This is a genomic window from Flavobacterium humidisoli (assembly GCF_023272795.1).
Lineage (GTDB): Bacteria > Bacteroidota > Bacteroidia > Flavobacteriales > Flavobacteriaceae > Flavobacterium > Flavobacterium humidisoli.
The window spans coordinates 4,079,528-4,093,013 of the sequence record NZ_CP096829.1; the positions used below are offsets into that span (position 1 = coordinate 4,079,528).

Genomic DNA, 13,486 nt, shown 5'->3' on the forward strand with positions numbered 1-13,486 from the left:
TTTACAAATATCTTTCTTCAAAAACTTTCTGATGATGCTTTTGATGTCCGATCATTACAAAACCTAAAGCGCGAACTGAAATTTGATTGCCAGAAGCTGTACCAATTCTTTTAAGTTGTTCTTCAGATAAACTTTTGTAAAACAATAAAGTGGAATGCCTTAAAGCTGAAAATTCAGTAAGTAGATCTTGAATACTTCTGCTATTTGAATTTGTATTGTCCGCATAATCATTTTCTTCAAAACTTGGCAAAGGCGTTTTGTCGTTTCTCGAAAAACGCAAAGCACGATATGCAAAAATTCTTTCAGTGTCTATTACATGCTGAATAATATCTTTGATTGTCCACTTTCCTTCTGCATAGCGATAATCAAATTTATCCATCGGAATATTTTGAACAAATCGAATAAACTCATGAAGAGAAATTTCTAATTCTTCAATTAAAATACCATCTCCAGCTGCTTTAATGTAAGTTCCAAAATGGCCTGAATATTCATTTTCCAATAATTCTGTTGCTATCATTTCTTTATTTTTTTAAGCTGAATTTCTGCTTGCATTCGTATTTCCGAATAGAGATCTCGTTACGATTTTTTCATAAACTTTAATCAATTCTTCGTTAGGAGTTTGCTCTTTGTTTAGCTCATTTATTCTCAATAAAGCATATTGCTGAATTGTCAATAAAGGTAAAACAATACGCTCTCTTATTTGAATAGAAGCAATACCATCAGGATAATTTTCCATCAATGTTTTGTGATCTGCAATTTTTAACAAAAGACGTTTTGTTTCTGAAAATTCATCGTAAATAATCTGCCAGAATTCACCAAACTCAGGGTCATTTTTCATGTAAGCTGTCAAAGGCAAGAATGATTTTGCTAATGACATCATACTATTTTCAAGCAAAGTTTTGAAAAACAATGAATTGTGATATAAATCGCTTACTTTGTTCCATTGTCCGGATTCTTCAAAATGTTTTAAAGCAGAACCTACTCCAAAAAATCCTGGAACGTTTTGTTTTAATTGGCTCCATGATCCCACAAACGGAATTGCTCTCAAATCAGCAAAATCTAAAGATTCAGATTTACTTCTTTTTGAAGGACGGCTTCCGATGTTTGTTTTCGAGTAGTATTTAAGCGTACTCATTTTCTCTAAATACGGAATAAACTTTGGATGGTTTTTGAAGCTTAAATATTTCTCATAACCTAAATTAGCTAAATCCGTTAAAATTTGAGTTTCATCAGCTGTTAGTTCATTTTTCTCTTTACTAAATACTTGATTTGTAACACCAGCACTCAATAAGTTTTCGATATTGTAGCGACAAGAATCTAAAGTTCCAAAATTAGAGCTAATAGTCTGACCTTGAACTGTAATCTGAATCTCGTTGTTTTCAATTTTTGGACCTAAAGAAGCATAGAATTTATGCGTTTTTCCGCCACCACGAGCAGGAGGTCCACCACGTCCGTCAAAGAAAATGGCTTTAATTCCATATTCTCTAGAAATTTTAGTCAATGAAATTTTAGCTTGATAAATACTCCAGTTTGCCATTAAATAGCCACCATCTTTAGTCCCATCAGAAAATCCAAGCATAATTGTTTGTTTGTTTCCTCTTGATTTCAAATGTTTAGCATATTCTGGATTGGTATACAATTGCTCCATAATAGCATGTGCATTTTGTAAATCATCAACAGATTCAAAAAGCGGAATAATATCAACCGTCGGTTTTTCCCAATTATTCAAACGAATCATTGCAAATGTCTCCATCACATTTAGTGCACTTTCGTTATTACTGATAATGTAACGGTTCGCTCCTTCTTCACCATTATTTTGCTGAATGGTTTTAATGGCTTGAACAGATTCTAATGTATATCTTGTAATTTCATTTTCGAAATCAGTTGGATTTAAATTTCCTTTTACTTTAGAAAGAACATCAATCTTTTGATCTTCCGTCAATTCGAAATAATTTTTAGGAAAAACATCTGAACCAGAATTCAAATAGTAATCTACGACATCTTTGAAAACGACATTATGAATTTTACTATTCTGACGAATATCTAAAGTCGCAAAATGGAATCCGAACAAATTAATTTTTACTAAAAGAGCATCTAATTCATCCAAATATAAGGATTGATGTTTCTCTATAATTATAGTTCGAATTTTGTTTAATTGTGTCAATAATTCTTCTAAAGTAATAAAAATATCACCTTTAGAATAGAATACAGAACGATAAAGTTTATGTTCAAGTTCTGCCACTAAATCGTCTACACCTGAGAAAGTTAGCTTACGTTTTAAATTTCGCATTTCGACATAATAGCACTTCAAAATTGAGGTACGCAAACGATCTGCAACTTTAAGTGTAATATCTGTAGTAACAAAAGGATTTCCGTCACGGTCACCTCCTGGCCAGAAACCCAATTTTACTAATTGATTATGAATCGGATTTCCATTTAAAATATTTTTCTGCAGATAATGTACAATTTCTCCTGCTGTAGCATAAAATACATTTTCTAGGTACCAAATTAAGCTTACTGCTTCATCATAAGGATTTGGTTTTTCTTTCTGAATGAAAGGCGTTTTTCCTAATTGAGCCAGTAATTGTTTAATTTGAAGTAAATCGTTTTGACGAATAGCTTCTGTCAAGTCATTTATAATTCCTAAAACGGGTCCAGGATAAAACTGAGTTGGATGGGCTGTTAAAACCGTACGAACGTTAAAGTTTTCTAGAAACTCTACCAATTCATCATCTTTCTCTTTAGCATCAGATTTCTCCTTAATATCACGAAGAGATCCGCGTCCTTCCATGTTGTTAACTTCAGGAAAAGCCGCATCTTCAATGGCATCAAACAATACAATCTGACGTTCTATATATTGAATAAATCGAAACATAAGATCGATTTTTTCATCTTCAGAAGTATTGTTTAAGAATTTATTAGAAAAGAAATCTACAATCTCTTTTGGTGTTTCTTGTTTTTTAAAGCCCGTTTCGCAAGTCTCTGTAAATAAAGGAAGTAAAACCCCCGTATTATCTATAGAGTCAAAAGGTAATGTTATGAAAACACTATTATAAATGTGGTATTTTGAGAGAACGTCTTGATTAAAACGCTCAATTTTTGGCAACGTATACATAATCGTGTTATAGTTGGTTGGTTAATTAGTCATAAAAAAACCCCAAGAATAAACTTGAGGTTATATTTTAATATAGCATTCAAGAAAAGTTATTACATATTTTTGAAAATAGTATGCATCAAACGCTTCTTATCGTTTATACTTTCCTCTAGTGAAATCATAGTTTCTGTTCTGTAAACACCATCAATATCGTCAATCATAAAGATAACTTCTTTCGCGTGCTTAGTATCTTTTGCTCTAATTTTACAAAAGATATTAAATTTTCCTGTAGTAACAGAAGCTACAGTTACGAATGGAATTTGATTGATTCTCTCTAATACAAATTTAGTTTGAGATGTATTATTAAGAAAAACCCCTACATAAGCAATAAATGAATAACCTAATTTATCGTAATCTAAGGCTAATGAAGATCCCATGATGATACCGGCATCTTCCATCTTTTTAACTCTAACGTGTACTGTACCAGCAGATATCAATAGTTTTTTTGCAATGTCAGTAAACGGAACTCTCGTATTGTCTATTAACATATCTAAAATCTGGTGATCTACTTCATCTAAACGAAATTTACTCATAATTGTTTAATTAATATTACTAATTGCTATTACAAAGTATAAAATTATATATAAAAAACAACAAATTCACATAAAAATTAACTTTTTATTAATCCGTTAACAAATTTAACATTTTTATTTAAATAAAAATTTGCTTTCTGACCCATTTTTGGAAGATTTTGGAAATCGTCCGAATATTCTGCTCCTTTTGCGTCGTATTCGTAATGACCAAAATAATTTTCTAGCTCACCTACTTCTACTATGTAAGCATTAAAATGAATCTTATTTTCGATTAATTCTTCTTTGTATTGTGCGACAAAATTCGTAATAATTTCGATACCATCATAATTTATTTTGACATTTTTATACATAAAATCATAAAAAACCACGTTATTTTGTGAAATATTCAAATATTCAGAAAATCTATTGCTAACTAAATCGTTTTCGGAAATCAGTTTGAAGCTTGTAATTAACGCGAAAAATATGAACTTTCGAGTAACTTCTCGTTCGTAATCATCTGGAAAGTGTCCTGCCTCAAATAATATTGTAGGAACACCTAAAAACTGAAAAGTGTCTCCTATACAATTAATATTGAAGGAGTCATCAAAGCGGCCAACTTGTCCTGGAATATATTTTTGCAGTTCTTCATTTATGCCTGCAATAATATTTATCGCTTTCAATCTGTTATCGTTTACTTCTCTTTCTTCATTATAAGAAGGAGCTAAAAAAGAAACCGTTGCTGGTTTTCCAGTCGTTCCTGCTCCAAAGATTGTTCGCTGGTCGTGAAGATTAAAACAGAAATCAGGTTTAAATTTTTCAAATACTTCGCGAAGAATTTTACTTTCTGGTTGTGTCAGGTCTTGAGAATCACGATTTAAATCTACTTCATTTGCATTTGCTCGTGTGTAAAGTCTCGCTCCATCAGGATTAAGCATCGGAATACAGTAGAAAGTAAAAGTATCTAGCATTTGCTTTGCAAAATCAGTATCATCATTTAATAAATTAATGAAATCAAATAAAGCTTTTGTTGTTGTACTTTCGTTTCCATGCATTTGAGACCATAGATAAGCACGTGTCTTTCCTGTTCCGATTTGGTAACTATATATAGGTTCGCCTAAAACAGATGTACCAATAACCTCTACTTGTCCATTTGTATTTAACTTATCCAAAAGAGTTTTAATATGGTCTAAAGTAAGATATCGACCAGATATTGACTTTTCTTTGTATTGTGTAAAAAGCTGTTCTAAATTCATTGTATTTTGATTAGTTTACAAAAGTAAATATCTTTATTTTTACAATTGTAAACATAAGGAGAATTTAATAATTTAGATTTGTAAACAGTTTTATAAAGTATGTATCCATTTAAGCTTTAACTTGTTTCAATAGAGCTATTTAATCTATTTAGTATTTATAAATATATTAATTTCAGTTAATTATAAAGCTTTATATGAATTTTATATTTAACATAAAACTAAACTCCTATTAAAAATGCAACAACAAGATTGGAGCGTCTTCTCTTTTTGTTTACATTTGTAAATAGAATAATTTAAAACATAAATTCACAATGGTAAACATAGATGATTTTGTAAAAAGACTCGAAACCCTATTAGATTATTATGGTTTAAATGCTTCTACTTTTGCAGATAAAATTGGTGTGCAACGCTCTAGCATGTCGCATCTTTTGTCTGGGAGAAACAAACCAAGTTTAGATTTTGTAATGAAAATTCTAGAGGTTTTCCCTGATGTTGATCTATATTGGATTCTAATCGGAAAAGGAAGTTTTCCTAAAAACAATGATGACAATTTAGAAATTCCAGTGTCTTCTCCTACTCCAATTGCATCCAATGAAAATATAGGTACAGATTTATTTTCTTCCGTCGAAACAAATGAGGAGGAAAAGAAAGAAATAAAAAAAGCATCATCTTTAAAAAATGAAAATATTAATTTTGAAGATGATGAAATTGAAAAAATAGTCTTATTCTATAAAAATGGAACTTTTAAAACCTATTCTTCCTACCACAAAAATTAGCGCATATTCGATTCCTAGTCAAGAAAATTTCCAAATACGCGATTCTCACGCGTTTGAAAAATTCTCATAAAATTATAATTTCACTCCATTTTCAGGAATTTTACCCGAAACCCCTTCGTAATGCTTTTTTAAGATTTCAAAATCGGCTTCATAATTTCCAGTTGGATAAAATGGCTCGCCAAGATTTACTTCTTTTTTACCCCAATCAAAAGCTACGGGAACAATTGGAACATTTGCTTTAAGCGCGATAAAATAAAATCCAGTTTTTATCTCTTTTACTTTTTTTCTAGTTCCTTCTGGAGCAACAGCTAAACGAAAGATTTCTTTTCTATCAAATATTGCAGCAATAGAGTCAACTTTATTTAATCCTCCGGAACGATCTAAAGGTTCTCCTCCAACATTTCTAAAATAATAACCAAACGGAAAACGAAACAATTCCTTCTTTCCTACCCAATTCATCTGCAGTCCAGAGATGCCGCGAGTAAAAAGTCCGATGTAAAAATCATGATTGCTCGTATGAGGCATCACCATGAGTACACATTTTTTAATTTCTGCATTTTCGATTCCTACTATTTTCCAGCCCATTAGCTTAAAAAAGATGAATTTATATAATAGTTTTTTCATTAAAGATTTAATATTTCGTGCAAAATAAAAGATTTAATGGTAAATTTGAGTAAAAGCATAAAAAATGATTCGAAAATTTTTCAGTTACTTAATTCCTATAAAAATATTTAAGAAAAAATCAACCCGAAGTAAAATGATCGAAGTTACTTGGGCAAATGGAGAATTAGTATTGGACACTGAAAACACCAATTATTCATACGGAAGTCTGCAGCGTATATTAAGGTACGGACTTCGAAATATTGGTTACGATAAAATTCTAGAAATGGAACACATCTTATTATTAGGTGTAGCTGGCGGAAGCGTAGTTAAAACATTAGTAAATGAGATAGAATACAAAGAAAAAATAACGGGTGTAGAAATAGATCCTGATATGATTGAGATTGCAAATCAGTATTTTAATCTTAATCAAATTAAACAGTTGAAAGTTGTTATTGATGATGCATTTGAATTTGTTTTGAAAACAAAAGAGAAATACGATCTCATAATAATTGATATTTTTGAAGATACACACATGCCTAACTTTTTGTTTGAGAAGTTTTTTGTAGATAGAATCTGCACGATTTTAAAAGATGATGGCTTTGTTTTATTCAACACAATGATATTAGACGAAGCACATAATGTTCGCAATAGAAAATATGTGACAGAAGTAAATCCGAAATTCTTTCAAACCAAAATGCTGCCCCGAATCGAAGTACATAATGAATTAATAATTATAAATAAAGTTGCCTAGTTTTATGAAGCCCCTAACCTCAATCTTAAATGCCCAGCCACCTACTAAAGTTATTGATGCCTCAATTAATATTTCAGAATACACACCGTTAAATTTATCGGTTTCTAATGAGGAATTAGTAAGTCAGAAATTGGATACCTCAGAAGATTTTGAAAAATACATTTCAAAATTTTTAAAAGAAAACAACGCTAAAGTTGCATTTGGCGGTTATATAGAAGGAAGATTTTTATATCAAAGAAGCCCTATTTTTTTAGATGTATCCAAACCAGAACGTAATATTCACATCGGATTAGATTTATGGGCCGAAGCTGGAACAGCTGTACTTGCCGCCCTTGACGGAATTGTTCATAGTTTTAAAAACAACATCGGTCTAGGCGACTATGGACCGACTATTATATTGGAGCATGAAGTAGAAAATGAGAAATTTTATACTTTATACGGACATTTATCGTTAGAAAGTATAGAAAATTTAAATATCGGAGACCAATTTAAGAAAGGCGAAAAGATTGCGACTTTAGGAAATGCCTCAGTAAATGGAGATTACGCACCTCATGTACATTTTCAGATTATCCATAATATTGGCGATTATTGGGGAGATTATCCAGGAGTCTGCAATACAAATGACCTAAATTTTTATATCGAAAATTGTCCCGATCCTAACTTATTATTAAAAATTACTTAAATAGTTATGAAGAAAGCAGGATTGATTATATGTTTGTTATTGTTAATTGGATGTAAATCGAAAACAGTAAGTAGAAATACAGAAGATTTAAAAATTAAAAAAGTTTCTGGAGAAGAAGTAAATGCAAATCAGCAGCGAAAAGCGTATGATTTAGGAAAGAGAGTTTTAGAAACTTGTAACACTTCAAAATTTAAACCATTTAATGAAACTGAAGTAACTAAATCGGTTATGGAAAACACTACAGAAGAGCGTTTGACAAAGACCTGCCAAAGATTTAGACAATATTACGGAAGTTTTATAGATTTAAAATTAGATGGAGTTTACAAAACCAAACATGAAGTTATTTACCGCTATCATGCATTGTACACTAAAAAAGTGGCCAATAAAGAATTACGCATTTTTGTAAATGAAGACAATCTTATTTCTGCCATAAAATCTATGGATTGGGATGAGAAATTTGATGCCAAATTAGCCGAACAATAAATACCATATATATGAATTTTAAACTGCCACTACTCCTATTATTTTTTATTTCAACTTTTGCTTCAGCACAGCAAACTATAAGTGTAAAAGGTTCAGCTCCTTATCCAGCGACGCAAGAATACACTTTTATCTGCGAAAAATATGCTTACTCTGGCGAAATTAATGTGCAAATAGCTAAAACGGAAAAAGGAGGCATTTTGAAATTAACTGTTTCAACAGGAAGTGACAAAGCAAGAATTGCTGGCGGTGTTTATGTCGATTTGACAAATGCAGATGTTATTGCATGTACAGACAAGAATGTAAAAGAATCTGCAGACGGGAAAACAACTGCATATTATTATTTTACACCTGCTGAATGGCTAAAACTTAAAAAGACAGATATTTATGCGATAAGGTTTATAATTGCTGGAGGCCCAGATATTTCAGGTAATCTAACTGGACATTTTACAGCTTACAGTAAAGTGAAGTATTTCTCAACAGCATTTGATAAAACTAAAAAAACATTTGATACAGCTAAAGAAATTAGTGTCTTGTAATGATTTTTTTATTTAATAAACCTTATATTTAACATAAATATATTTTTATGAATGCAAATGAGGCTTTAATTGTCAAATTCTATACTGCTTTCGCGAATGCAGATGCTAAAACCATGAGTGAATGCTATCATCCGAAAGTTCATTTTATAGATCCAGCTTTTGGATTGTTAAAAGAAGAGCAGGTTTCTAAAATGTGGGAAATGTTGCTTCTAAAAAGTAAAGGCAATTTAAAAATTGAATTTTCAAATGTAAATGCCGATGATTCGACTGGTTCAGCAAATTGGATCGCTACATATAATTTTAGCAAAACAAATAGAAAAGTTGTAAATAAAATCTCTGCGCAATTTATTTTTCAGGACGGATTAATTATCAAGCACACTGATAGTTTTGATGTCTGGAAATGGTCTAAACAAGCTTTTGGTATTACTGGTTATTTACTGGGCTGGACAGGATTTTTTCAGAAGAAAGTTCAATCGCAGGCCTTATCAGCACTAAAGCAATTTCAGAATGCCAAATAAAATAATACGTTACAGCTAGAATATCACTATTTGCTTTACGCCCGATTCTAATTTTTTTGTTACTTAATTTTACTAAAAGTGTAAATTTTAGATGCTAATGAAAGAAATCGTACACAAAAAATTAAATGAACTACAGGCAACTGCAATTTGCGGAAACGACATTAGCTCTTCTTGCTTATATGTTTCAGCGCTAACCATTTTATACGCAGGTCAATATGCTTGGATTTCACTTCTAATTGTTGCTGTTGTATTATTTCTTTTCCGAAAAATTTATGCTGAAGTTGTTGGAGCAATTCCTTTAAATGGCGGTGCTTACAATGTTTTATTAAATACTTCGACAAAACGTCTAGCTTCTTTAGCGGCGACTTTAACGGTTTTATCCTACATGGCAACCGCTGTGATTTCTGCTTCTGAAGGAATGCATTACCTGCACGGAATCTTTGAAGGTCTAAATGTAACCATTGCAACAGTAGTCGTTTTAATTCTATTTACTGGATTAGCCATTTTAGGAATTGGAGAATCGGCATTTGTGGCTGTCATTATTTTTATTACACATATTGGCACGTTGGCTTTGCTGGTTTTAGCATCAATTTGGTTTGTCCTAACTCACGGGTTAGATACTTTTCACATCAATTGGCAAACACCAATTTCGTCGGGAAATATAAAAACAGCTCTTTTTCTTGGCTTTTCGGCAGCAATGCTTGGAATTTCAGGTTTCGAAAGTTCTGCCAATTTTGTGGAAGAACAAGAGCATGTTGTTTTTCCTAAAACACTTCGAAACATGTGGGGAATTGTAAGTTTCTTCAATCCTGTAATTGCTATTTTGTTAATCAGCGTTATTCCGCTTACGGAGGTCCGCGAAAACAAAGAATCTCTTTTAGCACATTTGGGAGAAACAACAGGTGGATCTTGGTTAGCATGGCTTATCTCTATAGATGCTGTTATGGTACTTTGTGGAGCCGTTTTAACCTCATTTGTAGGTGTTTCGGGACTTTTAAACCGAATGACATTAGACCGAATCCTTCCTAATTATTTTCTAAAACAAAACAAAAGAGGGTCTCATTATAGAATTGTTTTAAGTTTTCTAATTCTTTGCATTTCTGTTCTTTTTGCGACAAACGGACATTTAGAATCTCTTGCTGGAGTTTATACTTTTTCATTTTTAGCTGTTATGGCTCTTTTCGGAATTGGAAATCTGCTTTTAAAATACAAACGCAGAAAATTGCCAAGACCAGAACGTGCACGAGGCATTGCAGTCGTAACCGCTGTAGCTTTTGTAATTGCTGCTTTTTTTGGAAATATGCTCCTCAACATCAATTCGTTTTACACCTTTTTGCAATATATGATTCCAGCCTTACTCTTTATTGGAATTATGCTCAATCGCGTTACTTTAATACGTCTATTAATAGAAGCTCTCGAATATTTCTATCAACCATTGCGTAAAATGGTTATCCTTAGTAATCGTTATCTTGAAAAACTAAGTTCGAAAATTAACTCTCAAGAGTTTGTTTTCTTTACAAAAGGAGATGACATTACGATCTTGAATAAAGTCTTACAATACGTGGAAGATAACGAAACTACAAAGAAATTAAAGATTGTTCATGTCAAAAAAGATCCTGTAGATAACGAAGCTCTCAAAAAGGATCTAGAAGTTTTAGATCGTGCTTACGACGGACTAGATATAGAATACATCGAAATTGAAGGCGTATTTGGTCCAGAAATAATCGACGAGCTTTCTGAAAAATGGAAAATCCCAAAAAACTTCATGTTTATCGGATCTCCAGGAAACAAATTCTCTTACCGTGTGGCCGATCTTGGTGGTGTTCGATTGATAATGTAGTTGTTGGGTTTGCTTTTTTGCGCCTTCAATAAGCACAAATGTTATCAATTAAAAATTATAAAAATTTCAGCAATCTCTGCGTTTAAAAGAATAGCCACACATTACAAAGATTAAAATAATTGTAATCTGTGGCTAAAAAATATTTAGTTATTTGTAGTTATAAAATCTAAGATTTAAACCAGCTCTCAACCAATTCATCTTCAAACGAAGTGGCATCTTGATGAATAAACTCGTTACGCATTTTATCATAAGAATAATCCAAAGCCCAAGTTTTATGATTTGCTGCCAACTCTTTTATACTCTTACAAACAAAAGCAATTTCAGCATCAGTAGTCGTTGGGTGAATTGACATTCTAATCCATCCCGGTTTTTTGATTAAATCACCAATTGTAATTTCATTAACCAGCTTATTAGAAGTTTCTTGATCAACATGTAATAAATAATGACCATAAGTTCCCGCACAGCTACATCCACCTCTAGTCTGAATTCCGAAACGATCATTCAAAATTTTAACGCCTAAATTGAAATGAAGATCATCAATAAAGAACGAAATGACACCAAGACGTTCTTTGTGTTGTCCAGCCAAAATTTTAATATTTTCAACCGATTCTAATTGAGAAAAAACATAATCAACAATTTCGTGCTCACGCTCCATAATGTTTTCAATCCCCATTTCTTCTTTCAATTCAATGGCAAGCGCAATTTTAATAACTTGTAAAAATCCTGGTGTTCCACCATCTTCACGATCTTCAATATTATCAATATATTTATGCTCTCCCCAAGGATTTGTCCAACTTACTGTTCCTCCACCAGGGCAATCAGGAATCATATTATTGTATAATTTTTTATTGAAAATTAAAACCCCAGAAGTTCCTGGCCCACCCAAAAATTTATGAGGCGACATAAATACAGCGTCCAAATAAGCTTCTGGATCAGCTGGATGCATATCAATTTCTACATACGGTCCAGAACAAGCAAAATCAACAAAACATACACCATTGTAATGATGCATCAATTTTGCTGCTTCGTGAAAAGGAGTTCTTAATCCCGTAACATTTGAACATGCAGTAATAGAAGCAATTTTTATCGTTCTATCTTTATATTTTTCTAATAAAACTTCAAGATTCTCTAAATTGAAAAGCCCTTTTTCGCAAGAAGGAATAATCTCTACATCTGCAATAGTTTCCAGCCAAGAAGTTTGATTCGAATGATGTTCCATGTGCGAAATAAAAACAATAGGTTTTTTTTCTTCCGGAATATTCGTGAAACTTTTCAAATTTTCTGGAATTTTCAAACCTAAAATACGCTGGAATTTATTGATAACTCCTGTCATTCCAGTTCCATCAGTAATTAAAACATCATCATTACTTGCATTCGCATGACGTTTAATAATATGTCTTGCATGATGATACGCTTTTGTCATAGCAGTACCCGACACAGTAGTTTCTGTATGTGTGTTGGCCACAAATGGTCCAAACTCATTTAAAAGTTTTTCTTCTATAGGGCGGTACAATCTTCCGCTGGCAGTCCAGTCAGTATAAATGATTGATTTTCTGCCATAAGGTGACGTAAATTCTTGATTTATTCCGACAATGTTTTGTCTAAATTCCTGAAAATAAGTTTCTAGAGTGATGGTACTATTTTTGCTATTCATTAGTTGTGCCTTGTGTTTGACTGCAAATATATCGCTTTTTTATAATATTGCGAATTTATCAATAGTAAACTTCAAACATTACATTCCTGTCGGGTATCTTTAGTTAAAAGATCTTTTTTTTAATAAATTATCATAATATCCTATCGAATTAATAGGCATTAAACTAATAGAAAGTATTATTTATGGGAAATTTATCAGTAGCTACCTTTGGTGGCGGTTGTTTTTGGTGTATCGAAGCTGTAATTCAGCGTTTAAAAGGTGTAGAATCAATAAAATCAGGTTATTCAGATGGCTTTATAAAAAATCCAGCGTATCGCGAAGTTTGTACTGGCAGAACTGGACATGCAGAAGTTATTCAAGTTACCTTTAATCCTGACATAATTTCATATCATGACTTAATTTTTATTTTTATGACAAGTCATGATCCAACAACTTTGAATCGTCAAGGTGGCGACAGTGGAACGCAATACCGCTCGATCATTTTATATCATAATGATGAGCAGAAAGAAATAGCAGAAAAAGTATTCGAAGAAGTACAGCCTGCTTATGCTGATCCAATTGTTACACAATTGAAGCCTTTTGAAGTTTTTTACGAAGCCGAAGATTATCATCAAAATTATTACAATGAAAATCAAGAAGCTGGATATTGCCAAGTGGTCATTGATCCAAAAATTCAAAAACTTAAAAAAATGTATGCTGATAAATTAATTGGCTAATTTTTAAG

The 13,486-nt window shown here is 31.9% G+C and carries 14 protein-coding genes; 8 read left to right on the plus strand and 6 right to left on the minus strand.

The features are described 5' to 3' along the window. Nucleotide 1: 1 nt before the first annotated feature. The 4 genes from M0M44_RS17615 to M0M44_RS17630 form a co-directional block, all read right to left on the minus strand. Nucleotides 2–517, minus strand: a complete 516-nt coding sequence (locus tag M0M44_RS17615; RefSeq protein ID WP_248726856.1) for a DinB family protein — start codon at nt 515–517, stop codon at nt 2–4. A gap of 12 nt (nt 518–529) precedes the next feature. Beyond that, on the minus strand, nt 530–3,115 hold the full coding sequence (locus M0M44_RS17620) for a phosphoenolpyruvate carboxylase (protein ID WP_248726857.1): 2,586 nt from the start codon (nt 3,113–3,115) through the stop codon (nt 530–532). 92 nt (nt 3,116–3,207) lie between these two features. Continuing rightward, entirely contained in the window at nt 3,208–3,687 is a 480-nt protein-coding gene (locus tag M0M44_RS17625) for an Lrp/AsnC family transcriptional regulator (RefSeq protein ID WP_008468989.1), read from the minus strand. 77 nt (nt 3,688–3,764) lie between these two features. Then, the gene (locus tag M0M44_RS17630; protein WP_248726858.1) at nt 3,765–4,919 is read right to left on the minus strand and encodes a M14 family metallopeptidase; all 1,155 of its coding nucleotides are present in this window, start codon (nt 4,917–4,919) and stop codon (nt 3,765–3,767) included. A 311-nt stretch (nt 4,920–5,230) separates the two neighbouring features. Between M0M44_RS17630 and M0M44_RS17635 the strand changes: the two genes are divergently transcribed. Continuing rightward, entirely contained in the window at nt 5,231–5,695 is a 465-nt protein-coding gene (locus M0M44_RS17635) for a helix-turn-helix domain-containing protein (RefSeq protein ID WP_248726859.1), read from the plus strand. A 72-nt stretch (nt 5,696–5,767) separates the two neighbouring features. Here M0M44_RS17635 and M0M44_RS17640 read toward each other — a convergent pair whose 3' ends face one another. Next, nucleotides 5,768–6,319: a 1-acyl-sn-glycerol-3-phosphate acyltransferase gene (locus M0M44_RS17640; RefSeq protein ID WP_248726860.1), complete on the minus strand. Its 552-nt coding sequence runs from the start codon at nt 6,317–6,319 to the stop codon at nt 5,768–5,770. Nucleotides 6,320–6,383: 64 nt separating this feature from the next. On the opposite strand from M0M44_RS17640, the gene M0M44_RS17645 reads away from it, so the two are divergent. The 6 genes from M0M44_RS17645 to M0M44_RS17670 all read left to right on the plus strand — a co-directional run bounded on the left by M0M44_RS17645 (nt 6,384) and on the right by M0M44_RS17670 (nt 11,108). Continuing rightward, the gene (locus tag M0M44_RS17645) at nt 6,384–7,049 is read left to right on the plus strand and encodes a spermidine synthase (RefSeq protein WP_248726861.1); all 666 of its coding nucleotides are present in this window, start codon (nt 6,384–6,386) and stop codon (nt 7,047–7,049) included. Nucleotides 7,050–7,053: 4 nt separating this feature from the next. Then, a complete protein-coding gene (locus tag M0M44_RS17650; RefSeq protein WP_248726862.1) occupies nt 7,054–7,731 on the plus strand; it encodes a peptidoglycan DD-metalloendopeptidase family protein in 678 nt (225 codons plus the stop codon). A 6-nt stretch (nt 7,732–7,737) separates the two neighbouring features. After that, entirely contained in the window at nt 7,738–8,214 is a 477-nt protein-coding gene (locus M0M44_RS17655; protein ID WP_248726863.1) for a hypothetical protein, read from the plus strand. Between the two features lie 11 nt (nt 8,215–8,225). Next, complete coding sequence (locus tag M0M44_RS17660; protein WP_248726864.1) at nt 8,226–8,750, plus strand: hypothetical protein; 525 nt, start codon at nt 8,226–8,228, stop codon at nt 8,748–8,750. A gap of 47 nt (nt 8,751–8,797) precedes the next feature. After that, entirely contained in the window at nt 8,798–9,268 is a 471-nt protein-coding gene (locus tag M0M44_RS17665; protein WP_248726865.1) for a nuclear transport factor 2 family protein, read from the plus strand. A 97-nt stretch (nt 9,269–9,365) separates the two neighbouring features. Continuing rightward, entirely contained in the window at nt 9,366–11,108 is a 1,743-nt protein-coding gene (locus M0M44_RS17670; RefSeq protein WP_248726866.1) for an APC family permease, read from the plus strand. Between the two features lie 166 nt (nt 11,109–11,274). On the opposite strand, the gene M0M44_RS17675 is transcribed toward M0M44_RS17670, so the two are convergent. Then, nucleotides 11,275–12,762, minus strand: coding sequence for an aminotransferase class V-fold PLP-dependent enzyme (locus M0M44_RS17675; RefSeq protein ID WP_248726867.1), 1,488 nt, complete (start codon nt 12,760–12,762; stop codon nt 11,275–11,277). Nucleotides 12,763–12,944: 182 nt separating this feature from the next. Here M0M44_RS17675 and msrA point away from each other — a divergent pair, with 182 nt between their 5' ends. Beyond that, a complete protein-coding gene (msrA, locus tag M0M44_RS17680; RefSeq protein WP_248726868.1) occupies nt 12,945–13,478 on the plus strand; it encodes a peptide-methionine (S)-S-oxide reductase MsrA in 534 nt (177 codons plus the stop codon). Nucleotides 13,479–13,486 lie beyond the last annotated feature (8 nt).